Genomic DNA, 24,710 nt, shown 5'->3' with positions numbered 1-24,710 from the left:
GGCCACCGCGGCAGAACGCCGGCCGACGGCCGCACGGACGCTGCACCGAGCACCCGCGCGGCGGCGCGCCTCCCCTGGCAGGCGGATGCCGCGCTGAGCGCGGTCCGGCGGCCGCACGGACGGCTGCGCCGAGCGCCCTTCCGGCGGCGCTCGGACGCTACGCCGACCGGGACACGGCCACCGCGGCCGAATGCCGGCCGGCGGCCGGCGGCCGGCGGCCGCACGGACGCTGCACCGAGCACCCGCGCGGCGGCGCGCCTCCGTCCCCGGCGAGCGCCCACCCGGTGGCGCGCGGACGCGGCGCTCAGCGCGGTGGGCCGCGCGCGAACGCTGCCGACGAGTACCCGCCCCCCGGGACGCGACCGCTGTGCCGAGCAGCCGCCCCGCGGGACGCGGACGCCGCGCCGAGCGCCCGTTGCCTGGCGCGCGGACGCGGCGATGAGCGCCCGTGCCCTGGCGCGCGGACGCGGCGCTGGTGGCCGGTCCGGACGGTGGCGTCGGCGTTGTCGGTGGTGCGTGCCAGGATTGAGCCGTGTCGCAGACCGATTTCACCTCACCGCTCGTCGGCCGGGACCAGGAACTGACCCGGCTCCTCGGCGCCTTGGAGCGCGCCCGCGCCGGTGAGGCGCGGGCGGTGGTGGTGGCCGGGGACGCCGGGGTGGGCAAGACCCGGCTCCTGGACGAGGTCGCCGGGCATGCGGCCGGACAGGGCATGCGCGTGCTCACCGGGCACTGTGTGGACCTCGGCGACGTCGGCCTGCCGTATCTGCCGTTCACGGAGATCCTGGGCCGGATCGCCGAGGACGAGCGGCTGGCCCCGCATCTGGCCGCGCACGCCGCGGTGGAGCGGCTGCGCGGTGGCGGCGAGGCGCGCGGGGGCGACCCCGGACGGGACGCGGACGCCCGGCTGCGGCTCTTCGAGGGCATGGCGGCCCTGCTCGCCCGGCTCGCCGAGGACACCCCGCTGCTGGTCGTGCTGGAGGATCTGCACTGGGCCGACCAGTCCTCCCGGGACCTGCTGCGGTTCCTGCTGACCCGCGGCGCGCTGGGCGCACCGGGTCCCCGGCTGGCGGTCCTCGCGTCCTACCGCTCCGACGACCTGCACCGGCGCCATCCGCTGCGGCCCCTGCTGGCCGAGTTGGTGCGGCTGCCGGCGGTGGAGCGGCTGGAGCTGCGGCCCATGCCGGACGCCGAGATGACCCGGCTGCTGCGGACGCTGCGCGGCGAACCGCTGCCGGACGGCACGGTGCGTACGATCGTGGAGCGCGCCGAGGGCAACGCCTTCTACGCGCAGGAGCTGCTCGCCGCCACCGGTACGCGGGCGCAGGGCGTGCCGAGCGCCCTCGCGGACGTGCTGCTGATCCGGGTGGAGCAGCTGCCGGAGACCGCGCAGCAGGTGCTGCGGACCGCCGCCGTCGCCGGACGCCGGGTGGAGCACGACCTGCTGCGGGAGGCGGTCGGGCTGTCCGAGGACGCGCTGGAGGCGGCGCTGCGCGAGGCCGTCGGCCGCCAGCTGCTGGTCCCCGGCGACGGGGAGACGTACACCTTCCGGCACGCGCTGACCCGTGAGGCCGTCTACGCCGACCTGCTGCCCGGTGAGCGGGCGCGGCTGCACGGCACGTTCGCGCGGCTGCTCGCCGGGCGCGGCGGCACGGGCGAGAGCGCGGCGGAGCGCGCCCACCACTGGCGTGAGAGCCACCATCTGCCCGAGGCGCTCGCCGCCTCGCTGGAAGCCGCCGACCACGCCCGGCGGGTCGGTGCGCCGGCGGAGGAGCTACGCCATCTCGAGACGGCCCTCGACCTGTGGTCCGCGGTGGACGGCGGGGCCCGGCCGGCCGGTGAGGGCAGCGACCGGATCTCGCTGACGCTGCGCGCCTCGGCGGCGGCCGTGCACGCGGGCGAGGCGCACCGCGCGGTCGCGCTGACCCGGGCGGCGCTCGCCGGGATCGGGCAGGACGCGGACTCGGAGCTGGCCGCCCGGGTGCGCTACACGCTCGCCGGGAACTTGCTGACGGTCGACAACCTCACCGCCGCTTTCGCCTACAGCAGCGAGGCGCTCGCGCTGATCCCGGAGGAGCCGCCGACGCGCACGTGGGTGTGGGCGGCGGCCACCCATGTGATGGCGGCCCGTGAGGTCGGGGAGACGAAGACCGCGTTGCTGGTGGCGCGGCGAGCCCTGTCCGCGGCGGAGCAGCTGGGGGTGGCGGACGCGCAGGCCGATCTGCTGATCTCGCTGGTGGGTCTCGAGGGCGGTGCGCGGCGTACGGCCGAGGGGCGCGAACGGCTGGTGCGGGCCCGGGAGCTGGCCCGGCGCGCGGGCAACGCCCCGGTGGAGATGCGGGCGTTGTTCCATCTCGCGGTCGGTTGCTTCGAAGCGGGCGCCTTCGAGGAGAGCGTGCCGTGGGCGGCGGAGGGGCTGGAACGCGCTCGCGACGCCGGGCTCCTGTCGTCGCCGTATCCGCTGGAGATGCGGTATCTGCAGCAGCTGGTGCTGTACACGCTGGGCCGGTGGGACGAGTGCCTGCGGGCGGCGGCGGAGGCCGAGGCGGTGCCGGCGGCGGGCGGTTACACGGCGGGCCCGGCGCTGTACGTGGCGCTGGCGCGCGGTGACGCCGGGGCCGCCGGGCGGGCGAGGGCGTTGCTCAAGGGTCCGTTCGACTGGATGGCCACGCTGGTCGCGGGGATCGTGCTGACCGACGGGGCCGCGTGGCGAGGTGATGCCGAGGCGGCGGTGGAGCAGGCGCGCGCCACGGTGGCGGCGCTCACCGACGAGGCGGGCACCCTCCCGGACGTGGCGGTGCGGCTGCTCGCGCTGGCGCTGTCCGCCGTCGCCGACAAGGCCGCCGCGCTGCGGTCGGCCGGTGACACCGCCGGGGCGCGGCGGTGGACCGATGTGGCGAACGAGCTGGTGGAGCCGGCGCGGCGGGCGGCCGGGCACAGCGAGGCGGGGCCGCCGCAGGGGCCGGAAGGCCAGGCGTGGCTGGCCCGGGCCGAGGCCGAGTGGACCCGGGCGGTCGTCGGACCGGACGCGGCGGCCTGGGAGAAGGCGGTGGCCGCGTTCGGCTACGGCGAGGTGTACGAGCAGGCCCGCTGCCGGCTGCGGTGGGCTCAGGCGCTGCTCGCCGAGGACCGGCGCGCCGAGGCCGCGGTGCAGGCCGGCGAGGTGCGGGAGACGGCCGTACGGCTGGGGGCCGCGCCGCTGCTGGAGCGGGTCGAGACGCTGATCCGGCGCGGCCGGCTGGGCGACACGCCGGCCGCCGAAGGACCGTCCGCTCTCTCGCCGCTGACGGCGCGTGAGCGGGAGGTGCTGCGGCTGCTCGCGCTCGGCCGCAGCAACCGCCAGATCGGTGAGGAGCTGTTCATCACCGGCAAGACGGCGAGCGTGCACGTGTCCAACATTCTGGCCAAGCTGGGCGCGGCGAGCCGTACGGAGGCGGTGGCGATCGCCTACCGCGACGGGCTGCTGGCGCCCGAGCCGCGCACGTCCTGACCCTCCTCAGGCACCTGTTGAGGTGACGCGGCGGCCGTCGTCACATCCCTGAGCCGCCGCGTCGTCATGCCCATGAGCCGCCGTCGTCACATCCGTGAGCGGCCGTCGTCCCGCCCATGACCCGCCGTCGTCGCCTCCAGGACCCGCCACCGGACGTGCGCCCGAATTGTCGCTTTTCTTGATTTTCGCCGCGATACTGTGCGCGGCCACGCCGTCCCGTTTCCGACGGGCGGTCAGTTGTGGCCCCAGCACAGCGACGTGACGGAAACGAGAGGCCTCGGATGATCCCAGCAGCACTGCGCAGAGGTACGGCACTGGGGGCGGTCGTGCTGTCCCTGCTGACGGTCCCGGCACACGCCGCCACAGCGCGCCCCGCGCATCCCGCCGCACCTGCGGCCGCCCTGCCGCGGCCCGACCTCGCCGGACTGCGCGAGGTCCTGCGCACCGCCGGGCGGCAGGGCGCTCCGGGCGCCATGGCACGGATCGACGACGGCGGCTCGGTGCTGACCACGTCCGTGGGCGTGGCCGACCGGGCCACCAAGCGGGCCCTGGCGGACACCGACCGCTTCCGCGTCGGCAGCATCACCAAGACCTTCACGGCCGTGGTCCTGCTGCAACTCGCGGACGAGGGCAAGCTGAACCTGGACGCGTCCGTCGACCACTACCTGCCGGGGCTGCTGCCCGACCGCCGGATCACCGTCCGGCACGTCCTCAGCCACCGCAGCGGTCTGTACGACTACACCAACGACATGTTCGCGCAGACGGTCCCCGGCTTCGAGGCCGTGCGCTCCAAGGTGTTCACCTACCGCCAGCTGGTGGAGCGCTCGCTGCGGCACGCCCCGACCGGCAGGCCCGGCGGCGCCTACTCGTACTCCAACACCAACTTCGTGGTGGCCGGCATGCTGGTGGAGAAGCTCACCGGCCGCCCTGTGGCCGCCGCCTACCAGGACCGCATCTTCACGCCGCTGAAGCTGCGCGACACCTTCTACGTGCACCCCGACACCACGCTGCCCGGCCCGTACGCCCGCGGCTACCTCACCCCCGACGCCCCGGGCGCCGCCCTGGTCGACGCCACCCGGCAGACCGTGTCGTGGGCCCAGAGCGCGGGCGCGATCATCTCCAGCACCCGGGACCTGAACACCTTCTACTCGGCGCTGCTGCGCGGCAAGCTGACCTCCGCCGCGCAACTGCGGCAGATGCGCAACTGGGTACCGGCCGGCACCGGGCAGGCGTACGGCCTCGGGCTGCGCCGCCGCGACCTGTCCTGCGGGGTGTCGGTGTACGGGCACACGGGGGCCGTCCAGGGCTACTACAGCTACGCGTTCACCTCCGCGGACGGGCGGCGCAGTCTCGCCGCGCTGGCCGACACCTCCAACAACGCGGCCGTGCACACGACGATGCTGCGCACGCTGGAGTCCGCCTTCTGCGGCGCCCCGGCGAAGAGCCGGCGGGCAGGCGCGGTGACGGAGCGGCCGGAGGACGCCGCGGGTGCGGCCGTCCGCCGCTGAGGAGCAAGCCGGTTCTCTCGCCGTCCGGAGCAACCCCCCTGGGTGATCCGGCGTCTTGAACGGCAGCACATACGCCGCCCCGGCCCACTCCCCCCTGGGTCGGGGCGGACCTCTGTATCCCGCGCCTCCCGGTGCGCCGAAGCCTTCCGCACGCCCCGCGTCCTCTTGGTCGCACCGCTGTCTTTGAACAAAGGACAGGAATACGGGCCGCGTTGAACGGACCTCGTCCCGGTCGCCGTACCTCAGGGAAACGGGTGAACCGGGGTGCAGCGAGGGATGACCATGGGCACAGCGGACGGCTCCACGCAGGCGTTGGTCGCCGGACGGTACCGGCTCCTGGACGTCGTCCACGAGGAGACCAACCGCGTCTGCTGGTACTGCGAGGACGTGGTCGCCGGACAGCCGCGCCTGCTCACCCGGACCGGGCTGCCGGACACCGGCAGCGAGGCGGGCGAGCGGGAGCAGGCGCGCCGCGCCACCGGGCGCGTCCTGCGCATGGCCGAGACGATGAGCCTGCTGTGCCCCGGCCGCATCCCGGCAGTTGTCGACGCCGTGTACGAGGCGGGCGACCTGTGGACGGTGACGGAGTGGACCGCGGGCGCACCCCTCGGCGAACTCCTCGCCCAGGAAGGCCCGTTGCACCCGGTGCGGGCCGCACGCATCGCCCTGGAGCTGCTGGACGTGCTGGAGGCCGCGCACAGGGAGGGCGTCACCCACGGTGAGCTGAGCCCCGGCCAGGTACTCGTGCGCGAGCACGGGCCCGTCGCGGTCACCGGCTTCGGGCTGGCCGGCGCGACCCTCGCCCCGCGCGTCGCGGCACCGTCGTACGCCTCGCCGGAACAGGCGCGCGACGAGCGGATCTCACCGGCCGCCGATCTGTGGGCGCTCGGCGCGCTGCTCTACACGATGGTCGAGGGCCGGCCGCCGTTCCGGGAGCGCGAGCGGCCGGAGGCCACGCTGCGGGCCGTGGACAAGCTGCCGCTGCGCACCCCCGTGCGCTGCGGGCCGCTGGCGCGCGTGGTGCAGGGGCTGCTGCGCAAGAACTCCCGGGAGCGGCTGCCGCGTGCGGTCGTCCGTGAGGTGCTCACCCGCGTGCTGCACGAGGATCCGGACGCGGTGGCGCCGGCCGTGCCCGCGCCCCGGCTGCGCCGCGCCTACACCGCCTGGCACGCCGGCCCGCCCTCATGGCGGCGGTACGTCGCGGTGGGCGCCGCGGTGGCGGTGACCGCCCCGGCCGCCCTGGCTCTCGCCCTGCGGCAGGGGCCGGGCACGGTCGACGCCGGGCCGCCGGCCCTCCCCTCCGCCACGGCGCGCGCGACGGCCACGGTCCCCCGGCCGTCCGGCACACCGACGCCGGGACTGCCGTCCGGCTTCCGGCCGTACCGGGCGCCGGAGGGGTTCTCGGTGGCGCTGCCGGCCGGCTGGGAGCGGCTGCGCACCTCGCGGGGGCAGGACCGGGCGTACCGGGTCGTGTTCGGCGCGACCGGCGATCCGCGCACGCTCGCCGTGACCTACAGCGAGCGCGTCGGCGCGGACCCGGTCGCCGTCTGGCGGGACGACGTGGAGCCCGGACTGCGGGCCGCGGGCGGCTACCGGCGGATCGGGCCTATCCGTGCGACGACGTACCAGGGCCGCCGGGCCGCCGACATGGAGTGGCTGGTGACGACGGACGGCGGGACGCGGGTGCGCACCTTCGGCCGGGGTGTCCTGCTGGGCGGCGGCCGGGGTTTCTCGCTGCGCCTGACCGCCCCCGCGGCCGACTGGGACGACACCGGCCGGCGTCAGGTGCAGGAGGTCGTCCTGCGCACGTTCCGTCCTGCCTCAGGATGACGCGCCGGGTGCGCGCATCTTGCGCAGCGGCACGCCGGGCACCAGCGGCATCGTGTGCCAGCGGGCGGTGAACGTCCGCTCCGGCAGCGAGCAGGTCACGCGCAGCGAGTGCGGGGTCTCCAGGAAGGCCACGTCCACGGCCAGGGTGCCGGCGTCCGTCCAGCCACCGCTGACGGCGGTCGGCAGCGGCTCCTCCGCGACCGCCCACCCGCCGTCGCCGAGGCGCAGCGGCAGTCCCCGGCCGTCCTCGGTGAACGTGAGCGTCCAGCCGTCCTCCCCGGCGGTCACCGACACGGACGTGAGGCCCGGCTGGTCCGCGCAGCTGCCGCCCTCCGGGTCGAACACGGCGCCCGCCCAGGCGTCCGCGCGCTCCGGCGGCGCGGGTTTGCCGGGCGCCGCGGGCAGCGTCAGGTGTGCGAGGCGCTCGCGCAGTGCCGCGTCGGCTCCGTCCCGGCCCTCCAGCGGTCCGGGACGGAACGCGGGCAGCAGATGGCTCCAGACCAGGTCGAGCACCGTCTGCATGCCCACGGTCTCCGACGTCAGGGCGACCACGGCGTCGTGCTCCGGCAGCACCAGGCAGAACTGCCCGTAGGCCCCGTCCCCGCGGTAACCGTGCCGGGACATCCAGAACTGCAGGCCGTAGCCGAAGTCCCAGTCGCCGCCGGACAGGGCGCCGGCGGTCGCGATGTGGGGCCGCGTGGCCTCGGCGACCCACTCCTCGGACAGCAGTTGCCTGCCCTCCCACCGGCCGCGGTCCAGATACAGCTGGCCGAGGCGCGCGACGGCGTCGCAGGTGGCGTGCAGTCCGCTGAAGCCCACCTCGCGTCCGCCCCGGTCGCGCTGCCAGACCACGTCGCCGATGCCGAGCGGGTCGAACAGCCGCGGACGCAGATAGTCGGTGAGCATCTGGCCCGTCACCCGCTGCACGAGGGCGGCGAGCGTGTAGGTGGCCGGCTGGTTGTAGGCGAACACGGTGCCCGGGTCGCGTTCCGGCGGCAGCAGGAGGAAGCCGTGGAGCAGGTCGTCCGGGTCCAGGGCGCGGGCCCGGTCCAGGGTCTCGGCGACATGCCCGCTGGCCATCGACGCCACGTGCCGGACGAGCATGCCGCGTACGCGGGGATCGGTGACCTCGTCCGCGAACTCGGGGAAGTACGCGAGCACCGGGTCGTCCAGCCGCAGCAGCCCTTCGGCGGCGGCGAGAGCGGCGGCCGTGGCGGTGAAGCTCTTGCTGAGCGAGTACAGCAGGTGCCGGCGGTCCTGGGTGTACGGCGCCCACGACCCGGAGGCGACGAGGCGGCCGTGGCGCAGGATCAGCAGGCTGTGCGGCGCGATGTCTGGCGCGGCGTCGAGGGCGTCGAGGAAGGCCTCGACGCCGGCGGCGTCGACACCCTGGGCGGCGGGGGCGGACGAAGGCAGCGGGCGCGCGATCATGAGTGGCATCCTGCCTCCGGATACGCCGAATGGTCGAGAGGGCCTCCCCGTGAGGGGTGCCTCGTTTTCACCCCCCGTCCGCCGGGGACTCGTGGCGCATGGTGCAAATCGGATACACGATGATGACCGAGCAGGCCGGCCCTCGTGAGCTGGTCGACCACGTGGTGCGCGCCGAGAAGGCGGGCTTCGACTTCTCCGTGACGTCCGACCACTACTTTCCGTGGCTGCGTTCGCAGGGGCACGCGCCGTACGCGTGGAGCGTGCTGGGCGCAGCCGCACAGGCGACCGAGCGCATCCCGCTCATGACGTACGTGACGTGCCCGACCTTCCGCTACCACCCGGCGGTCGTGGCGCAGAAGGCCGCCACCCTCCAGTTGCTCTCCGAGGGCCGGTTCCGGCTGGGTCTGGGCTCCGGGGAGAACCTCAACGAGCATGTCGTGGGCGGCGGGTGGCCCTCCGTGGACGTCCGGCACGAGATGCTCGAGGAGGCCGTGGAGGTCATCCGCGCGCTGTTCGAGGGCGGGCACGTCAACCATCGCGGCACGCACTTCGACGTCGAGTCGGCGCGGCTGTGGGACCTGCCCGAGGAGCCGCCCGCGATCGGCATCGCGGTGTCCGGTGAGAGGTCCTGCCGGCTCGCAGGCCGGCTCGGCGACCTGGTCATCGCGACCGAACCCAAGGCGGGTCTGCTGGAGGCCTTCGACCGGCACGGCGGGCAGGGCAAGCCGCGGGTCGGGCAGCTGCCGGTGTGCTACGACACCGACCGGGACACCGCGATCGAGCGGGCGCACGCGCAGTTCCGCTGGTTCGGCAGCGGCTGGAAGGTGAACTCCGAACTGCCGCACCCGGACTCGTTCGAGGCGGCGACGCAGTTCGTCACGCCGGACGACGTGGCCGAGTCGATCCCGTGCGGCGACGATCCGGAGGCCTTCGTGGAGGCCGTACGGCCTTATGCCGAGGCCGGGTTCACCGAGATCGCGCTCGTGCAGATCGGCGGCGACGCACAGGTCCCGTTCCTGGACTGGTCGGAGAAGACGCTGCTGCCCGCGCTGCGGGACGCGTTCGCCTGAGCCGGCGCCGCGATCGCACCGCATCGGGCACACGTGTGTACAAGCTCGGCCAATGGGTGGATATAGGCTTCCGCTCTGCACACCCGTCGGCCCTGCCCCCTCTGGAGTGTCCCGGTGACCCGAGCGATCGCCCCGTCCGAACCGCCCGCCGCGCCCGAGCCCGCGGCGGTCCCGAAGCCCGCGTCCGAGCCCGAGCCCACGTCGGCGTCCGAGCCCGCGTCCCCGCCGGCGTCCGACTCCGAGTCCGCGTCGGCACCGGGGGTGGTGGACGACCTCGTCGTCCGTGACGCACGCGAGTTCGGGGCGTACGCGCGCACCGGGGGGTGGGCGTTCGCGCTGAGGGTGGCGCGCAGTGTGCGCCCGGGCGGGCAGGCCGCCGAGGAGACGCCGAAGGTGAGCGCGAAGGAGTTCGCCGAACTGGCGGGGTGCTCGGCGGAGCGGGTGCTGCGCTACTACAGGGCCTGGGACCGGGCCGCCGACGACGGTCTGGTGCCGCACTTCGAGGCGCTGGGGCCGGGCCAGGAGGTGGAGCTGCCGGACGCCGACGTGTGGCTGACCTACTACGTCTCGCGCAGCAGCGCCGCCTCCGAGCGGGGCACGGCCATCGCCGAGGTCGCCGCGGCGGAGGGCATCCGGCCGACCAAGGCCCTGGAGGTGGCGGAGAACCCCACAGCGCTGCGCGCCGCGATCCTCGCCGACCCTTCCACCGCCCGGGCGGCGCAGCAGGCGCTGCTGGACCGGGTGCGCGAGGACCCGGAACTGCAGGCCGCGCTGGCCCGCGACGTGGTGCGCACCGATGACCTGAAGAAGGCCGTGGCATCCGAGAGCCGGTCGGCGGACCGCATCGGCTACGTACGGCAGATCGCCGAGTCCGGACGGATCAGGACGCCGGCCGGACAGACCGTCGAGGCGCCCGTCGACGTGCGCCGCGAGGCCGAACGTCACCTGTCCCTGATCGACGAGCTCGACGACGGCGAGGACAGCGCCGAGTGGGCGTCCGAGGCGTACGACACGATGAAGGGTCTGGTCGCCGAGACGGTGGAGGCCGACCCGGACCTGCGGGTGACGGAGCGGCGGCAGAAGTTCTACAGCAGCCTGCAGAAGGCCACCCGGGTGTTCGAGGAGCTGACCTTCGACGACGCCGAGGACTTCTACGAGGACGACATGCTCACGCGGCTGGAGGAGTTGCAGCAGGCGATCGGCTCGTGTCTGGCGGCACTGCGTGCCAGTCGCGGGAATCACCCGAGTAGCTGAGCATCTTCGGCGCTACGGGGGTACCAGGGGTTCGCTCCCGTCCGTTCCTCTCGGAAGGCCTGTCCTGGTGAACCCCTTCGCTCACACGACGCTGGTGGTGGAGTTGCAGGCGGGTGACACGGAACGCTTCGCCGTGCTCGCCCACCTGAGCTACGACGCCGCCGATCCCTTCGTCGTCACCGCCGTGTTCAGCCACCGGGGCCGGGTGCTGGCCCGGTGGCAGCTTGACCGGGAGATGCTCGGCGAGGGGCTGCGGCGGCCCGTCGGTGTCGGGGACGTGCGGCTGCGCCCCACGGGCGGCGGGCTCTTCGACGAGCTGCGCATGGAGTTCCTCGGCGACGCCCACCCGGACGGGGGGCGCCACCACGCGGTCGTGTTCGCCTGGGCGCCGGCCATCTCCGCGTTCCTGCGCAGAACCTGGCAGCTGGTGCCGCCCGGCCGGGAGGAGGTCCGCGTCGACGACTTCCTGGCCCAGCTCTCGGTGGGGCCGTGACGGGCCGGGCTTGAGTACGCGTACTCATGGCGTGGCGGCGGGTCCGCGGCCACGATGGGGGCTCCCCGCCCGAGGAGCCCGTCATGCCGAGGAAACGTCCCGCCCGTCCCGCGTCGCCACCGCGCCGAATTCCGCCGGTGCTGCTCGCCGCCGTGGTGGCCGCGGGACTCCTGGTGTCCGGGTGGGCGCCGCACGACCGTACGACGTGGCTGCTGGAGACGGTGTGGGCGCTCGCCGGGCTGCCGCTGGTCGTCGTGGTGTGGCGCCGGTTCCCGCTCACCGGCTTGCTGTGCTGCCTGCTGGCCGCGCACGCGCTGGTGCTCGCGCTCGGCGGCCACTACACCTACGCCGAGGTGCCGCCGGGCGACTGGGTGCGGGACGCGCTGGGGCTCTCCCGTAATCCGTACGACCGCTTCGGGCACCTGATGCAGGGGTTCGTGCCGGCGGTGCTGGTGCGCGAGCTGCTCAGCCGTACCTCGCCGCTGCGCGGCAGCCGCTGGCTGGCGCCGCTGACGGTGTGCGCGTGCCTCGCGTTCAGTGCGCTGTTCGAAATGTTCGAGTGGATCGCGGCGGTGATCGGCGGGCACGGGGCGGACGCCTTCCTCGCCACGCAGGGCGACGTCTGGGACACCCAGTGGGACATGTTCTGCGCGCTGATCGGCGCGACGGTCTCGGTGCTGCTGCTGGCGCGGCTGCACGACCGGCAACTGGCGGCGCTGGAGGCCCGGCGGCCGTCCGCACCCACCCGGCGTGAGGCCCAGACCGTCTCGGCCGACCCGGCGTGAGCCCCGGGCCGCTCCGGCCGACCCGGTGTGAGGGCCGAACCGCTGCGGCCGACCCTGCGTGAGGACCGAGCCACTGCGGCCGGCCCGGTGTTCAGCGTGAGGTGTAGCGGCGCCGGGTCCACAGCGGCAGCACGAACCAGCACAGCACGTACCAGGCGACCACCGCCGACACCAGGTACGGCACGTAGCTGTCGTGCGTCGCCACGCGCAGGATCAGCAGCAGCGACGAGGTCATGGCGGCGAGGAGCAGAAGCAGGCCCACGAACGTCAGCCGGGACGCCCAGCGCACCGCCTGCGGTTTGACCTGGCGGCCCGCGACGAGGCGGTGCAGGGAGACCGGCCCGATCAGCGCCCCCGTCGCGCACGCGCCCAGGACCACCGTGACGATGTAGATGGCCTGATCGGTGCTTTCCAGCTGGGCGTACTTGGGCGTGAACACCACGGTCAGCAGGAAGCCGAAGAGGATCTGCACGCCGGTCTGCGCGACCCGCACCTCCTGGATGAGCTCGCCCCACATCCGGTCGGCCCGCTCCTCCTCGGTCTCGTTGCGCCCCCGGCGCCGGACCGGCCCCTCTTCGGCGACCGCCACCATTCCTCCCGCTGAGAACCCGAACGTCGTCTCCGACGCGAGTACCCCGTAAAGCGGTGTTCCTGCCCGGTCCGGCCCGGACCGGGACCTACCAGCGGTGCTCGACCTGCTCCCGGATCCGGCGGTCGTACAGGTCGCGGATCGCCGCGAGGGTCTGCGGCGGCAGCTCCGGCAGCCGGGCGGCGGCCGCGTTGGCGCGGGCCTGCTCGGGCGAACGGGCTCCGGGGATCACCGTGGTGACGCCCGGCTGCTGGACGATCCAGCGCAGGGCGAGCTGGGCCGGGGTGTATCCCTCGGGGGCGAGCGCGGCGAACTCGGCGGCGGCCTCCACACCGGTCGCGTAGTCGACGCCGGAGAAGGTCTCGCCCTGGTCGAAGGACTCGCCGTGCCGGTTGAACGTGCGGTGGTCGTCGGCCGGGAACACCGTGTCCTTGGTGTACTTGCCCGACAGCAGACCGGAGGCGAGCGGCACCCGGGCGATGATGCCGACGCCGGCCTCCCGGGCGGCCGGGAGCACCTCGCGCAGGGGTTTCATACGGAACGGGTTCAGGATGATCTGCACGCTCGCCACGTTCGGCCGGGCGATCGCGGTCAGCGCCTCGGCGCAGGTCTCCACGCTGACGCCGTACGCGGCGATGCGCTCCTCCTCGACCAGGGTGTCGAGGGCGTCGAAGACCTCGTCGGAGGAGTAGACGGGCGTGGGCGGGCAGTGCAGCTGCACCAGGTCGATGCGGTCGACGCCGAGGTTGCGGCGGGAACGGTCGTTCCAGGCCCGGAAGTTGTCCAGGACGTAGTTCTGCGGGATCTGCTCGACGCGGCGGCCCATCTTCGTGGCGACCTCCACGTGCAGGTCGGGGCGGCTGCTGAGGAACGTGGCGATGGTGGACTCGCTGCGGCCGTCGCCGTAGACGTCGGCGGTGTCGAAGAAGGTCACACCGGACTCGGCGGCCGCCTCGAGCACCGTCAGGGCTTCCTTGTCGTCGACGTCGCCCCAGTCGGCGCCCAGTTGCCAGGTGCCGAGACCGATGACCGACGCGTGCTGACCGGACCTGGGGAATTCGCGCTCTTCCATGGCGCCAGTGTGTCACCGGGCGGCGGACGCCGCCGGAACGGGCGGCGTGAGGTGAGCCTGGATCGTCGGGCCGTACCGGGCGGCCAGGTCGTCGACCGGCAGGGCGCGTACCTCGTCGCCGCGGGCGATGCCGGCCATCACGCCCAGGCCGAGCAGAGCGGCCACGGCGAGTTCGGCGCGCAGGGCGGCGTCGGGTCCGCTCAGCCGGGCGGCGAGCCGCGCGGTGACCTGGCTGCGGAAGTTCGCCCGCAGCACGTCGCCGTGCTCGCCGTGCAGCGGGGCGAAGACGATGCGCAGGATCGGGTCGGCGCCCTGCTCGCGCTGGCTGACGACGACGTGCCGCACCATGTGCCGGCCGAGGTCGTCGAGCGGGGCGGCCAGCAGCGCCTCGGCGTCGTCGGCGAAGGACATCACCCGGGCGAAGAGGGCGTCCTTGTTCCCGAAGTACTTCAGGATCAGCGGGGCGCTCACCCCGGCTCGCTCCGCGACCGCCTTCAGCGTGATGTCGGCGTGCGCGTGGCGGGCCAGCAGGTGGCGGGCGGCCTTCAGGATGGCCGCTCGGGTCGCTTCGGCATCACGCCGGGCGGCGGCCCCGGGCTGGGGCGGGGCGGACGGGGCGGCGGCGGCGGAGTCCGCCGCCGTCGCGCGGGAGGAGGTGCTCACATCCCTCATGTTCCCGCCGGTGCCCGGTCCCGGTCGGCCCGGGTCCCGCCGCGGGCGCGGCGGGAGGCACCGGACGCCGCGTCGCCCGGAATGGTGAGGGCCGCAGCGCAGGCCGCGAGGGCGACGGCGCCGGCCATGGCGAAGGCGAGCAGGTAACCGTGCAGGGTCGGCACCGGCGACCCGGCGACCGGGCTGCTGTGGTGGACGAGGACGGCGGCCACTGCGGCGCTGGAGACGGCCTGGCCGATCGTGCGCATCAGGACGTTGACGCCGTTGGCGGAGGCGGTCTGCCCGGCCGGCACGGCGCGCAGGATCAGGGTCGGCAGCGCCGAGTAGGCGAGCGTGGTGCCGGTCGCGACGACCGTCGCGCCGAGGATGATCATCCACAGGTCCCGGCTGTCGGCGATACGCACCGCGTAGCCGCAGGCGATGACGGCGGCGCCGAGCGCGAGGGTGACACGGGGGCCGCGCGCGGCGGAGATGCGGGCCGAGACGGGCGACAGCAGCAGCATGGTCACACCGCCGGGCAGCAGGCACAGGCCGGTGGCGACGATCGACAGCTGCAGCCCGTACCCGGTGGCCTTGGGCGCCTGCACCAGCTGGGCGGTGACCAGGGAGTTGGCGTAGAAGGCGAAGCCCGTGAGCAGGGCGGCCACGTGGGACAGGCCCACGCGCGGGCGCACGGCGAGCCGCAGGTCGACCAGCGGTCGGGTGCTGCGCAGCTGGTGCCACCACCACAGCGCGAGGACGACGACCGCCCCGGCGAACAGCCCGGTGATCCGCGCGCTGCCCCAGCCCCACTGCCCGCCCTGGGACACGCCGAGCAGCAGGCAGACCAGGCCGGCGGCCAGCCCGAGCGCGCCGAGGGCGTCGAAGCGGCCCGGCTCGCGCACCGGCGACTCCTTCACCGCCCACCACACCGCCGTGACACCTGCCGCGCCGAGGGCGCTGGTCAGCCAGAACATGGTGTGCCAGTCGGCGTACTGGATGACGAGCGCGGCCAGCGGAAGTCCGAGTGCGGCCCCGATGCCGACGGTGGAGCTCATCAGGGCGACCGCGGAGCCGCGGCGCTCGGGCGGCAGTTCGTCGCGCAGGATGCTGATGGACAGCGGGACGACGGAGGCGGCGGCGCCCTGGAGGGCGCGGGCGGTGATCAGCACACCGATGTCGGAGGACAGCGCGCACATGACCGAGCCGACGGTCATCAGGGCGAGTGCCGCCGTCAGCACGCGCCGTTTGCCGTACATGTCGCCGGCCCGCCCGAGCACCGGGGTGAGGACCGCGCCGGACAGCAGGGTCGCCGTCACCGTCCAGGACACCGCGCCGGCCGAGGCGCCGGTCAGCCGGGGCAGGTCGGGCAGCAGCGGCACGACCACGGTCTGCATGACGGCCATGAGGATGCCGCCGCAGGCGAGCACGGGGATGGTGAGCCGGTCCCGCGGACCGTTCGGCCGGGATATCGGTACGGGCGACGCCATGAGCACTCCAGCGGCCGGGGACGGGCCAGGAAACCAAGAGGGTGAATTCCCATTCACCCTAGCCGGTGAATGGGAATTCACCCTCCTTCTTTTCCGAGGTTTTCCCTTCGTCGCCGCGCTGCCCCGGGGTGTTTCTCAGTCCTCCGGGCGGCGTGCCGCCAGCTCTCGCGCGTGCACGCTCCGGGCGAGCCTCGGGCCGAGCCAGCGCTTGAGGCGGCGCAGCGCGTCGAGCTGTCCGGCCGCTTTGTCGAGGCGGTAGTAGAGCTGGGGCGGGACGTACGGCAGCAGCGGCGAGTGACGCTGGCCGAGCAGGGCGAACATCTGCTCCGGCGGCAGCTGGAGATAGCGGGGCAGCTCCTCGTACCAGCGGGCGCTGTAGCGGGCCGCGCTCTGGGCGGGCAGCAGGGCTGTCAAACGTGCGCGTTGGTAGGCGGCGAGCGCCTGCGGCAGGGCCGCGTGCTCGCGCAGGGCGCCGGCGAGGGCGATGGCGTCCTCCAGGGCGAGGGTGGTGCCGGCGCCGATGGAGTAGTGGGTGGTGTGCGCGGCGTCGCCGAGCAGGACGAGGTTGCCGCGGTGCCAGGTGCGGTTGGTGAGGGTGCGGAACGTCGTCCACGGGCTGCCGCCCTCGCCCGCGGGGCGCCCGATGAGCCGGTGGCCGTCCAGGATCCGCGCGAAGAGGTCCTCCAGCAGGGCGAGCCGGTCGGGTTCGCCGCACCGGTCGAGGCCGATTCCGGTGAAGGTCTCCGGGGCGCACTCGATGACGCAGGTGCTGTGGTCAGGACCGTAGGGGTAGCCGTAGCACCAGATCCAGCCGTGCGCGGTCTCGACGAAGGCGAAGGTGAAGGAGTCGAAGACGCGGGTGGTGCCGAGCCAGACGTAGCGGTTGCGGCCCGGCGTGAGGTGTGACCCGAAGTGGCCGGCGTGGCGGGTGCGCAGGGCGCTGTGGACGCCGTCGGCCGCCACCACGAGGTCGGCGTCGGGCAGGTCGTCGGCGCGGACCTCGGACTCGAACTCCAGTCGTACGCCGAGGTCGCGGGCGCGGTCGGCGAGGATGCGCAGGAACCGGTGGCGGCCGATGCCGTGGCCCTCGTCGCCGGGTTGCCTGGTCAGCCGGTCGCGGACATGGGCGACGCCCTCGTTCCAGCGCACGGATGCGGCCTCGACGGCGCGCGCGGACTCGGGGTCGTGCGCGTGGAGCTGGTCGAGCAGTCCCCGCCAGTAGGTCACGCCCCAGCCGTAGGTGGAACCCTCCGGGTTGCGCTCGTGGACGGTGATGTCGTGGGCGGGGTCCTGCCGCTTGAGCAGGATCGACAGATAGAGCCCGGCGGGCCCGCCGCCGATGCAGGCGACCTTCACGCGCACCTCTTGAATTACCCGACGCAGTCGTTCGACAGCGCAGGGTAGCAGCCGAGAAGGTCGGTTTTACGCCGTCCCGCCTGTCCGGTGAGCGTGAGCCGACGGCCGCCCGGCCGCCGCCCGTCAGCCCGCGGCCGCCTCCCGGCACTCGGGGTGGCCCCAGCCCTGGGCGTTCTTCGCGATCTGCTCGCCGGCCGCGTAGGCACGGCCGCACACACAGCGGCCCGGGAACTTCGCCTTGATCGTGCGCGTCGACGACGAGCCCTTGGCCGCCCGGGCGGGCTTGCCTCCGCCGGTGCGCCGGCGCGGGCCTCCGGCGGACGGCGTGTCCGGCGCGGCCGGCGGCTCCGGCGAGCCGAGGGCGCTGCCCGCGGCCTCCTGGACGCTCGCCGCCTGGCTCGCCGCCCGGTCGGCGAAGTCGTTGAGCGGGTCGCCGTCGACCTGGTGCGCGGGCACGTAGCGGAACTCGACCTCGCGGCCGCTCAGCAGCTCGTCGATGCGCACGACCAGTTCCTGGTTGGCGACGGGCTTGCCGGCCGCGGTCTTCCAGCCGTTGCGCTTCCAGCCGGGCAGCCAGGTGGTGACGGCTTTCATGGCGTACTGGGAGTCCATGCGGACCTCCAGCGGCACGCCCGGGTCGGTGGCGGCGAGCAGCCGCTCCAGCGCGGTCAGTTCGGCCACGTTGTTGGTGGCCCGTCCGAGCGGCCCCGCTTCCCAGCGGGCCGGGACCTCCGCGTCGTCGGCCACCACCCAGGCCCAGGCCGCCGGTCCGGGGTTCCCCTTCGACGCCCCGTCGCAGGCCGCCACCACTCGCTCACGCATGCGCCCGATCATGCCATGCGCCGGCCCGCGGTCTCCCCGTGGCTAGGAGACGTCCGCGGTCTGCGGCATCTCGCCTGCCGTGGTGGTGATGTCGATCACCGAGAAGGCGGCTCCCTGCGGGTCGCTCAGCGCGGCGAAGCGTCCGAAGGGGCTGTCCATCGGGCCGAAGCGCAGCACACCGCCGCGCTTGGTGGCCTTCTCGACGGCCTCGTCGCAGTTGCTCACCGTGAAGTAGACGTTGATGTACGACGGGATCTCGGGCGGGAACTCCTCGCCCATCCTCATCCGGCCGAGGACGGTGTCCTCCCCGACGTCGAACATCCGGAAGTCGACCGCGTCGTCCTGCAACTGCTTGGCCCGGTAAGGGAAGACCGCCGTCAGGAAGGCGTCGGTCTTGTCCGGGTCCCGGGTGAACACCTCCGCCCAGCAGTACGCGCCGGGCTGCTGCGGCGCCGCCTCGAAGCCCTCGTGCGTGCCGCCCTGCCACACGCCGAACACGGCGCCGCCGGGCTCGCGCGCGAGGACCATGGTGCCGAAGTCGCCGACCTGCATCGGCTCCATCAGCACCTCGCCGCCGTGCTCGCGGACCTTCGCGGCGGTCGCGGCGGCGTCCGGCGAGGCGAGGTACAGGCACCACGCGGACTGGCCTTCCTGCCCCGGCATCGGCGGGACCACCGCGGCGACGGCCTTGCCGTCGGCGTAGGCCTGGGTGTAGTTGCCGTACTCCGACGACGCCTCGCCGAAGGTCCAGCCGAGGACGTCGCCGTAGAAGCTCTTGGCTGCCTCCACGTCGGAGAACATCGCGTCGGCCCAGCAGGGGGTTCCCTCAGGTGGTACGGCCATGATCGCGGCCCTCTTCCCGTTCGGTGGGGATTGTCACGGTTCCTCACGCTAGCCATCCCCCGCCCCCGACGCGCGCCGAGCGGCCGGCCCCGGCACAGACTGGTCAGGAGGGGGTGCGACGACCGGGAGCACACCATGGCCGGCGGGACGACGATGCGCGCGTGGTCGGTCCGCGCGCCGGGCCCGCCGGCGCGCGGACCGCTGCGGCTGGTGGACAGGCCGGTGCCGGTGCCCGGGGACGACGAGTTGCTGGTGCGGGTGCGGGCCTGCGGGGTGTGCCGCACCGATCTCCATGTCGTCGAGGGCGATCTGCCGGTGCGCCGGGCAGGCGTGACGCCCGGGCACGAGGTGGTCGGCACGGTCGCCGCACTCGGCGGGGCGGTGCACGGCTTCGCGGTGGGTGAGCGGGTCGGGGTGGCATGGCTGCGCCGCACCTGTGGGGCGTGTGCGTACTGCGCGCGGGGCGCCGAGAACCTGTGCCCCGCCTCCCGGTACACCGGCTGGGACGCGGACGGCGGGTACGCCGCGTACACGACGGTGCCGGCCGCGTTCGCCCACCGGCTGCCCGGCGAGGTGAACGACGTGGCGCTCGCTCCCCTGCTGTGCGCGGGGATCATCGGATACCGGGCGCTGCGCCGGGCGGCGCTGCCGCGGGGCGGACGGCTCGGGCTGTACGGCTTCGGCGGCAGCGCCCATCTGTGCGCGCAGCTCGCGCTCGCCGAGGGCGCCCGGGTGCACGTCCTGACCCGGGGTGCGGCGGCGCGGCGGCTGGCGCTGGCGCTCGGCTGCGCGTCGGCCGGTGACCTCGCCGAGGGGCCGCCGGAGCCGTTGGACAGCGCGATCCTCTTCGCGCCGGCGGGCGAGCTGGTGCCGGTCGCGCTGCGGGCGCTGGACCGGGGCGGGGTGCTGTCGATCGCCGGGATCCATCTGAGCGACGTACCGGCGCTGCGGTACGAGAGCGACCTCTTCTACGAGAAGGAGGTGCGCAGTGTCACCTCCAGCACCCGCGAGGACGGGCGGGAGTTCCTCGCGCTGGCCGCGCTCCACGGGGTGCGGGCGACGACCCACCCGTATCCGATGTCCCGGGCGCCGCAGGCGCTCGCGGATCTGAAGGCGGGACGGTTCGACGGTGCGGCCGTGCTGGTGAACGACCTGTTCTGAGCGCCTGCGGCCACGGCGGCTTCCCCTGCCTGCCGAGCGCCGCCGGGCGGGGGCGCCGGCTGTGGACAGCGGGCGCCCCCGCCGCCTCACTCCTGCCCGGCGTAGGCCCTCTCGAGCGCGGCCTTGTCGAGCTTGCCCATGGCCATCATGGCCCGCATCGTCCGGGCCGCCTTCTCCTGGTCCGGGTCGCTGATCATGTCGATCAGCCCGTTCGGGATGACCTGCCAGGACACCCCGTACTTGTCCTTCAGCCAGCCGCAGGGTCCCGGCTCGCCGCCGTTGTCGGTGAGCTTGGTCCAGTAGTGGTCGACCTCCTCCTGGCTGTCGCAGTAGATCTGGAAGGAGATCGCCTCGCTGAACGTGAACTGCGGACCGCCGTTGAGGGCGACGAACTTCTGGCCGTTGGCCGTGAAGTCGACGGCGATCACCGAGCCGGCGGGGCCCGGCCCGGCCTCGGTGTAGCGGCCGATCCGGCCGATACTGGAGTTCTTGAAGATCGACACGTAGTAGTGCGCGGCCTCCTCGGCCTGGCCGTCGAACCAGAGACACGTGGTGAATCCGTCGGTGGTCATGCGACACCTCCTGAAGGCGCCAAGCGGCGCGGAACGCGGTCACCAGTGTCGACCGGCCGGGGCGGCGAAACTCATCGGCCACGGGCAGCCGTTAATCCGTACGGCCTCTTGACCGAGGTCACCTAGCATCCGGGCCATGACGTCATCCGCCGCGGACACCGGCATCCGTCCCTTCCGTCTCGACATCCCGCAGAGCGACCTCGACGACCTCCACGACCGCCTCGACCGCACCCGCTGGCCGGACCAGCTCCCGGGCACCGGCTGGGCGTACGGGGTCCCCGTCGGCTACCTGCGCGACCTCGTCCACCACTGGCGGCACACCTACGACTGGCGGGCCGCGGAGGCCAGGCTGAACGAGTGGCCGCAGTTCACCACCACCCTCGACGGGCAGCACGTGCACTTCGCCCACGTCCGCTCCCCCGAGCCGGACGCCACCCCGCTGATCCTCACGCACGGCTGGCCCGGCTCCATCGTGGAGTTCCTCGACGTCGTGGGACCGCTGGCGGACCCGGTGGCGCACGGCGGCGATGCCGCCGACGCCTTCCACGTCGTCGTACCGGGCATTGTGGGGTTCGGGCTGTCCGGGCCGACCACCGAGCCGGGCTGGGAGGCGGGCCGGGTCGCCGACGCGTGGGCGGAGCTGATGACCCGGCTCGGCTACGAGCGGTTCGGGGTCCAGGGCGGCGACTGGGGCGCGGCCATCTCCCGGGAACTGGGCCGCGCGCACCCCGGCCGGGTCATCGGCGTCCATCTCAATCTGCTGCCGGGCGCCCAGCAGCTCACCGAGCCGACCGAACAGGAGCTCGCGGCGCTGAGCCCCGGGGAACGGCAGGAGGCGCTGCGGTCCTGGCACAGCTGGGAGCAGTGGTTCCGTGAGGGCAGCGGTTACGCGGCGCTGCAGGCGACGAAGCCGCAGACGCTGGCCTACGCGCTGACGGACTCTCCGGTCGGGCAACTCGCCTGGATCGTCGAGAAGTTCCGGGAGTGGACGGATTGCGAGGAGCTGCCGGAGGAGGCCGTGGACCGGGACCGGCTGCTGACGAACGTGATGCTGTACTGGCTGACGGCGACGGCCGGCTCGTCCGCGCGGATCTACTACGAGCGCGCCCACAGCACCGGCCGTGCCGCCGCCCCGCAGGAGCCGTCCACCGTGCCCACCGCGCTCGCGCTGTTCCCGAAGGAGATCCAGATCCCGCTGCGGCACCGTGCGGAGCGCACGGAGAACCTGGTGCGCTGGACCGAGTTCGACCGCGGTGGCCACTTCGCGGCGATGGAGGAGCCGGACCTGCTGGTCGCAGACGTACGGGCGTTCTTCCGGCAGCTGCGCGAGAAGGGCTGACGGCGGGCTCTGCCCGTGGCGAATCTGCCGCGGGCAGAGAAACCTCCCCGGTGCGCGGGCCGGAGCCGACAGTGGAGTCGAAGCCGATCCCTGAACCGACGGGAGCTCCCATGACTCCGTTCACCGCCCTCGCACCACGCGCCGAGGAGGGCGACACCCCGCCGACCCGTTTCGACGACCAGCTCGCGGCCCAGCTGCTCGGGCAGCGGATCGTGCTGCTCGGCAGCCAGGTCGACGAGGTCTCCGCCAACCGGGTCTGCGCCCAGCTGCTCATCCTGTCGGCGGAGGACCCGCACACCGACATCAGCCTGTTCATCAACTCCCCCGGCGGCTCGGTGCACGCCGGCCTCGCGATCTACGACACCATGCGGCTCATCCCGAACGACGTCTCGACGCTGGCCATGGGATTCGCCGCGAGCATGGGCCAGTTCCTGCTCAGCGTCGGCGCCCCCGGCAAGCGGTACGCCCTGCCCAACGCGCGGATCATGATGCACCAGCCGTCCGCGGGCATCGGCGGCACCACCGCGGACATCGAGATCCAGGCGGAGAACCTGGAGTTCACCAAGCGGACCATCGAGCGGATCACCGCCGAGCACACCGGCCAGAGCCCGGAGACCATCTCCAGGGACGGCGACCGGGACCGCTGGTTCACGGCGGAGGAGGCCAGGGAGTACGGCATGGTCGACCGGGTCGTGGAGTCCTTCACGGACGTGCGCCCGGCGGCCTCCAGGCGACGGATGGGGCTGTGAGCATGGGCACGTACACGATTCCGAACGTCATCGAGCGCACCCCGCAGGGCGAACGGTCCTTCGACGTCTTCAGCCGGCTGCTGAACGAGCGGATCATCTTCCTCGGCACCGAGATCGACGACGGTGTGGCCAACGTCGTCATTGCGCAGCTGCTCCACCTGGAGTCGGCGGCACCCGAGCAGGAGATCGCGATCTACCTCAACTCCCCCGGCGGTTCGTTCACTTCGCTGATGGCGATCTACGACACGATGACGTTCGTGCAGGCGCCGATCTCCACGTTCTGCGTCGGCCAGGCGGCCTCCACGGCGGCCGTGCTGCTGGCAGGAGGGGACGCGGGGCGGCGGTTCGTGCTGGAGCACGCGCGCGTGCTGCTCGGCCAGCCCGCGTCCGGGGGCCGGCAGGGGACCGTGTCCGATCTGGCCCTGCAGGCCCAGGAGATGGTACGGATCCGCTCCCAGGTGGAGGAGGTGCTGTCCCGGCACACCCGGCACGACATCGCCACACTGCGCGCGGACATGGACCGGGACAAGGTGTTCACCGCGCAGGAGGCGGTCGCCTACGGGCTGGCCGACCGGGTGCTGAGCAGGCGCCAAGCCGGACTGTGAGAGGTGGCGCCGCGCTCAGGCGGCCAGGCACAGGCCGTTGTGCGACGCGGTGTTCGTGGTCGTGCCGCGGTTGCGGTGCGTGGTCCGGGCGGTGATGCGGACGAGTTCCGTCTGGGCGCGCGCCAGCAGGTCGCCGAGGCTCAGGCCGAGGGCGTGGGCGGCGGCCGCGAGGACCTCCGAGGATGCCTCCTTGCGGCCCCGTTCCACCTCCGACAGATACGGCATGGAGATCCGGGCGGTCTCGGAGACGTCCTTGAGGGTGCGCTCCTGGGCCTGGCGTTCGCGGCGCAGCACATCGCCGACCAGGTCCCGCCACAGGGGCTCCTTCGCCGCGGGGCGGCGCTCCGGACGGGCGGCCGGGGGGCGCAGCGGGATGACGCGGGCTTCGTTCACGCGGAACTCCTTCGCGCGGGACTCGTGCACGACGGCTTCGTTCACACGGGCTTCGTTCGATGTCTGAGTGCTCATCTGCCCAGCCTAGAAGCCGTGTTGGCGAGGGGAAGGGATCGGCGTTCTGCCCTGGGTGAAGTCGTCCCTTCCCGCGCGCAGGACGGTTTTCGGCCGCTTCCGCAGATTGGGGGGCATGCCCTGGACGACTCCGGGTAGGCGGAGGGGCAGCGCAACACGCCGCACCGTACTTCCGTGGGAGGGAAAGCCGATGTCCACCGCCGTGATCCGGTCGGAGGCACAGGTCGCCGCGAAGGCTGCCGGAACCAGCACGGGTGAGAGCCCGCTGCCGGGAGTCGAGGACCCGCGGACGATCGCCCCGCGGGACGCGCGGCAGCTGTCCCGACAGTTCTTCCGACGCCTGGCGGAGCTCGAGGAGGGGACGCACGAATACCAGTACGCGCGCAACACCCTCATCGAGATGAACATGTCCCTCGTCCGCTTCGCGGCCGGCCGCTTCCGCGGGCGCGGCGACGACATGGAGGACATCGTCCAGACCGGCATGATCGGCCTGATCAAGGCGATCGACCGGTTCGAGCTGGCGCGCGAGGTGGAGTTCACGTCGTTCGCGCTGCCCTACATCGTCGGTGAGATCAAGCGGTTCTTCCGTGACACGACCTGGGCCGTGCACGTGCCGCGGCGGCTTCAGGAGCTGCGCGTCGAACTGGCCAAGGCCCGCGACGAGCTGGCGAGCCGGCTCGACCGGGAGCCGACGGTCGCCGAGCTGGCGACGCTGATGAACATCTCCGAGAAGGAGGTCGTCGAGGCGCAGATCGCCGCAAACGGCTACAACTCCTCCTCGCTGGACGCCGCCCTCACCGGCGACGGCCCCGAGCACGGCGAGGCCGTGCTCGCCGACTTCATCGGCGTGGAGGAGGAAGGGCTGCGGCTCGTGGAGGACTTCCAGTCACTGGCCCCGCTGATGGCCGAACTGGGCGAACGCGACCGGCAGATCCTGCACATGCGGTTCGTCGAGGAGGCCACGCAGGCGGAGATCGGGGAACGGCTCGGCTGCTCGCAGATGCACGTGTCCCGGCTGATCAAGCGGATCATCCTGCGACTGCGTGAGGGCATGCTGGGTGAACTGGGCTGCGCCTGAGCGCGGCCGGGAGCGGGCCGGCGGCGCCTTCCGGGAGGAGGGTGCGCGGCCCGC

22 protein-coding genes are annotated in these 24,710 nt (G+C 73.6%); 12 read left to right on the top strand and 10 right to left on the bottom strand.

Annotated features, from left to right (window positions below):
• The first annotated feature begins 532 nt into the window (after positions 1-532).
• The 3 genes from ACZ67Q_RS04505 (at position 533) to ACZ67Q_RS04495 (ending at position 6,828) form a co-directional block, all read left to right on the top strand.
• Entirely contained in the window at positions 533-3,490 is a 2,958-nt protein-coding gene (locus tag ACZ67Q_RS04505) for a helix-turn-helix transcriptional regulator (RefSeq protein WP_471176269.1), read from the top strand.
• A 281-nt stretch (positions 3,491-3,771) separates the two neighbouring features.
• Positions 3,772-4,998 carry a serine hydrolase domain-containing protein gene (locus ACZ67Q_RS04500; RefSeq protein ID WP_471176267.1) on the top strand — a complete coding sequence of 409 codons (1,227 nt, stop codon included), beginning with the start codon at positions 3,772-3,774 and terminating at the stop codon, positions 4,996-4,998.
• Positions 4,999-5,274: 276 nt separating this feature from the next.
• The gene (locus ACZ67Q_RS04495) at positions 5,275-6,828 is read left to right on the top strand and encodes a protein kinase domain-containing protein (RefSeq protein ID WP_471176264.1); all 1,554 of its coding nucleotides are present in this window, start codon (positions 5,275-5,277) and stop codon (positions 6,826-6,828) included.
• Here the strand turns inward: ACZ67Q_RS04495 and ACZ67Q_RS04490 are convergent.
• Positions 6,820-8,259, bottom strand: coding sequence for a serine hydrolase domain-containing protein (locus tag ACZ67Q_RS04490; protein WP_471176262.1), 1,440 nt, complete (start codon positions 8,257-8,259; stop codon positions 6,820-6,822). The genes ACZ67Q_RS04495 and ACZ67Q_RS04490 overlap by 9 nt on opposite strands.
• A gap of 98 nt (positions 8,260-8,357) precedes the next feature.
• Between ACZ67Q_RS04490 and ACZ67Q_RS04485 the strand changes: the two genes are divergently transcribed.
• The 4 genes from ACZ67Q_RS04485 (at position 8,358) to ACZ67Q_RS04470 (ending at position 11,861) form a co-directional block, all read left to right on the top strand.
• Complete coding sequence (locus ACZ67Q_RS04485; protein WP_471176259.1) at positions 8,358-9,329, top strand: LLM class F420-dependent oxidoreductase; 972 nt, start codon at positions 8,358-8,360, stop codon at positions 9,327-9,329.
• A gap of 261 nt (positions 9,330-9,590) precedes the next feature.
• Positions 9,591-10,583: a hypothetical protein gene (locus ACZ67Q_RS04480; protein WP_471177678.1), complete on the top strand. Its 993-nt coding sequence runs from the start codon at positions 9,591-9,593 to the stop codon at positions 10,581-10,583.
• Between the two features lie 67 nt (positions 10,584-10,650).
• Positions 10,651-11,076 (top strand): SsgA family sporulation/cell division regulator, encoded by a 426-nt coding sequence (locus ACZ67Q_RS04475; protein WP_471176256.1) that lies wholly within the window; start codon positions 10,651-10,653, stop codon positions 11,074-11,076.
• An 83-nt stretch (positions 11,077-11,159) separates the two neighbouring features.
• A complete protein-coding gene (locus tag ACZ67Q_RS04470; RefSeq protein ID WP_471176253.1) occupies positions 11,160-11,861 on the top strand; it encodes a DUF2238 domain-containing protein in 702 nt (233 codons plus the stop codon).
• A gap of 91 nt (positions 11,862-11,952) precedes the next feature.
• Here ACZ67Q_RS04470 and ACZ67Q_RS04465 read toward each other — a convergent pair whose 3' ends face one another.
• From ACZ67Q_RS04465 to ACZ67Q_RS04435, 7 genes are all read right to left on the bottom strand, one after another.
• On the bottom strand, positions 11,953-12,378 hold the full coding sequence (locus ACZ67Q_RS04465; RefSeq protein WP_471177676.1) for a DUF6328 family protein: 426 nt from the start codon (positions 12,376-12,378) through the stop codon (positions 11,953-11,955).
• Positions 12,379-12,538: 160 nt separating this feature from the next.
• On the bottom strand, positions 12,539-13,522 hold the full coding sequence (locus ACZ67Q_RS04460; RefSeq protein WP_471176250.1) for an aldo/keto reductase: 984 nt from the start codon (positions 13,520-13,522) through the stop codon (positions 12,539-12,541).
• A 12-nt stretch (positions 13,523-13,534) separates the two neighbouring features.
• Positions 13,535-14,194, bottom strand: coding sequence for a TetR/AcrR family transcriptional regulator (locus ACZ67Q_RS04455; protein ID WP_471176247.1), 660 nt, complete (start codon positions 14,192-14,194; stop codon positions 13,535-13,537).
• Positions 14,191-15,663 carry an MFS transporter gene (locus ACZ67Q_RS04450; RefSeq protein WP_471176245.1) on the bottom strand — a complete coding sequence of 491 codons (1,473 nt, stop codon included), beginning with the start codon at positions 15,661-15,663 and terminating at the stop codon, positions 14,191-14,193. The genes ACZ67Q_RS04455 and ACZ67Q_RS04450 overlap by 4 nt, the downstream gene beginning before the upstream one ends.
• Positions 15,664-15,798: 135 nt before the next feature.
• The gene (locus tag ACZ67Q_RS04445) at positions 15,799-17,025 is read right to left on the bottom strand and encodes an FAD-dependent monooxygenase (protein WP_471176243.1); all 1,227 of its coding nucleotides are present in this window, start codon (positions 17,023-17,025) and stop codon (positions 15,799-15,801) included.
• Between the two features lie 117 nt (positions 17,026-17,142).
• The gene (locus tag ACZ67Q_RS04440) at positions 17,143-17,853 is read right to left on the bottom strand and encodes a ribonuclease H family protein (RefSeq protein WP_471176240.1); all 711 of its coding nucleotides are present in this window, start codon (positions 17,851-17,853) and stop codon (positions 17,143-17,145) included.
• 30 nt (positions 17,854-17,883) lie between these two features.
• Complete coding sequence (locus tag ACZ67Q_RS04435) at positions 17,884-18,684, bottom strand: VOC family protein (protein WP_471176238.1); 801 nt, start codon at positions 18,682-18,684, stop codon at positions 17,884-17,886.
• A 153-nt stretch (positions 18,685-18,837) separates the two neighbouring features.
• Here ACZ67Q_RS04435 and ACZ67Q_RS04430 point away from each other — a divergent pair, with 153 nt between their 5' ends.
• Positions 18,838-19,845: a zinc-binding alcohol dehydrogenase family protein gene (locus ACZ67Q_RS04430; protein ID WP_471177673.1), complete on the top strand. Its 1,008-nt coding sequence runs from the start codon at positions 18,838-18,840 to the stop codon at positions 19,843-19,845.
• An 86-nt stretch (positions 19,846-19,931) separates the two neighbouring features.
• Here ACZ67Q_RS04430 and ACZ67Q_RS04425 read toward each other — a convergent pair whose 3' ends face one another.
• On the bottom strand, positions 19,932-20,417 hold the full coding sequence (locus ACZ67Q_RS04425; protein WP_471176236.1) for a VOC family protein: 486 nt from the start codon (positions 20,415-20,417) through the stop codon (positions 19,932-19,934).
• A 136-nt stretch (positions 20,418-20,553) separates the two neighbouring features.
• Between ACZ67Q_RS04425 and ACZ67Q_RS04420 the strand changes: the two genes are divergently transcribed.
• The 3 genes from ACZ67Q_RS04420 (at position 20,554) to ACZ67Q_RS04410 (ending at position 23,110) form a co-directional block, all read left to right on the top strand.
• Positions 20,554-21,756 carry an epoxide hydrolase family protein gene (locus ACZ67Q_RS04420; protein ID WP_471176233.1) on the top strand — a complete coding sequence of 401 codons (1,203 nt, stop codon included), beginning with the start codon at positions 20,554-20,556 and terminating at the stop codon, positions 21,754-21,756.
• Positions 21,757-21,866: 110 nt separating this feature from the next.
• The gene (locus ACZ67Q_RS04415) at positions 21,867-22,505 is read left to right on the top strand and encodes an ATP-dependent Clp protease proteolytic subunit (RefSeq protein WP_471176230.1); all 639 of its coding nucleotides are present in this window, start codon (positions 21,867-21,869) and stop codon (positions 22,503-22,505) included.
• A 2-nt stretch (positions 22,506-22,507) separates the two neighbouring features.
• Entirely contained in the window at positions 22,508-23,110 is a 603-nt protein-coding gene (locus ACZ67Q_RS04410; RefSeq protein ID WP_471177671.1) for a ClpP family protease, read from the top strand.
• A gap of 15 nt (positions 23,111-23,125) precedes the next feature.
• Here ACZ67Q_RS04410 and ACZ67Q_RS04405 read toward each other — a convergent pair whose 3' ends face one another.
• A complete protein-coding gene (locus ACZ67Q_RS04405) occupies positions 23,126-23,578 on the bottom strand; it encodes a helix-turn-helix domain-containing protein (RefSeq protein ID WP_471176227.1) in 453 nt (150 codons plus the stop codon).
• Positions 23,579-23,768: 190 nt separating this feature from the next.
• On the opposite strand from ACZ67Q_RS04405, the gene ACZ67Q_RS04400 reads away from it, so the two are divergent.
• The gene (locus ACZ67Q_RS04400; protein ID WP_361638661.1) at positions 23,769-24,656 is read left to right on the top strand and encodes an RNA polymerase sigma factor SigF; all 888 of its coding nucleotides are present in this window, start codon (positions 23,769-23,771) and stop codon (positions 24,654-24,656) included.
• Positions 24,657-24,710 lie beyond the last annotated feature (54 nt).

The sequence above is a fragment of the Streptomyces sp. NPDC036813 genome, from assembly GCF_055609245.1.
Note: the sequence above shows the minus strand (reverse complement) of the source record. Positions and strands in the feature narration are given on the sequence as shown.

Excerpts from the sequence above, each read along its gene's own strand:
- ACZ67Q_RS04500 (WP_471176267.1), top strand. The coding sequence starts at position 3,772 with ATGATCCCAGCAGCACTGCGCAGAGGTACGGCACTGGGGGCGGTCGTG.
- ACZ67Q_RS04495 (WP_471176264.1), top strand. The coding sequence starts at position 5,275 with ATGACCATGGGCACAGCGGACGGCTCCACGCAGGCGTTGGTCGCCGGA.
- ACZ67Q_RS04490 (WP_471176262.1), bottom strand. The coding sequence starts at position 8,259 with ATGATCGCGCGCCCGCTGCCTTCGTCCGCCCCCGCCGCCCAGGGTGTC.
- ACZ67Q_RS04485 (WP_471176259.1), top strand. The coding sequence starts at position 8,358 with ATGGTGCAAATCGGATACACGATGATGACCGAGCAGGCCGGCCCTCGT.
- ACZ67Q_RS04470 (WP_471176253.1), top strand. The coding sequence starts at position 11,160 with ATGCCGAGGAAACGTCCCGCCCGTCCCGCGTCGCCACCGCGCCGAATT.
- ACZ67Q_RS04465 (WP_471177676.1), bottom strand. The coding sequence starts at position 12,378 with ATGTGGGGCGAGCTCATCCAGGAGGTGCGGGTCGCGCAGACCGGCGTG.
- ACZ67Q_RS04460 (WP_471176250.1), bottom strand. The coding sequence starts at position 13,522 with ATGGAAGAGCGCGAATTCCCCAGGTCCGGTCAGCACGCGTCGGTCATC.
- ACZ67Q_RS04455 (WP_471176247.1), bottom strand. The coding sequence starts at position 14,194 with ATGAGGGATGTGAGCACCTCCTCCCGCGCGACGGCGGCGGACTCCGCC.
- ACZ67Q_RS04450 (WP_471176245.1), bottom strand. The coding sequence starts at position 15,663 with ATGGCGTCGCCCGTACCGATATCCCGGCCGAACGGTCCGCGGGACCGG.
- ACZ67Q_RS04440 (WP_471176240.1), bottom strand. The coding sequence starts at position 17,853 with ATGATCGGGCGCATGCGTGAGCGAGTGGTGGCGGCCTGCGACGGGGCG.
- ACZ67Q_RS04435 (WP_471176238.1), bottom strand. The coding sequence starts at position 18,684 with ATGGCCGTACCACCTGAGGGAACCCCCTGCTGGGCCGACGCGATGTTC.
- ACZ67Q_RS04430 (WP_471177673.1), top strand. The coding sequence starts at position 18,838 with ATGCGCGCGTGGTCGGTCCGCGCGCCGGGCCCGCCGGCGCGCGGACCG.
- ACZ67Q_RS04425 (WP_471176236.1), bottom strand. The coding sequence starts at position 20,417 with ATGACCACCGACGGATTCACCACGTGTCTCTGGTTCGACGGCCAGGCC.
- ACZ67Q_RS04420 (WP_471176233.1), top strand. The coding sequence starts at position 20,554 with ATGACGTCATCCGCCGCGGACACCGGCATCCGTCCCTTCCGTCTCGAC.
- ACZ67Q_RS04415 (WP_471176230.1), top strand. The coding sequence starts at position 21,867 with ATGACTCCGTTCACCGCCCTCGCACCACGCGCCGAGGAGGGCGACACC.
- ACZ67Q_RS04410 (WP_471177671.1), top strand. The coding sequence starts at position 22,508 with ATGGGCACGTACACGATTCCGAACGTCATCGAGCGCACCCCGCAGGGC.
- ACZ67Q_RS04405 (WP_471176227.1), bottom strand. The coding sequence starts at position 23,578 with ATGAGCACTCAGACATCGAACGAAGCCCGTGTGAACGAAGCCGTCGTG.
- ACZ67Q_RS04400 (WP_361638661.1), top strand. The coding sequence starts at position 23,769 with ATGTCCACCGCCGTGATCCGGTCGGAGGCACAGGTCGCCGCGAAGGCT.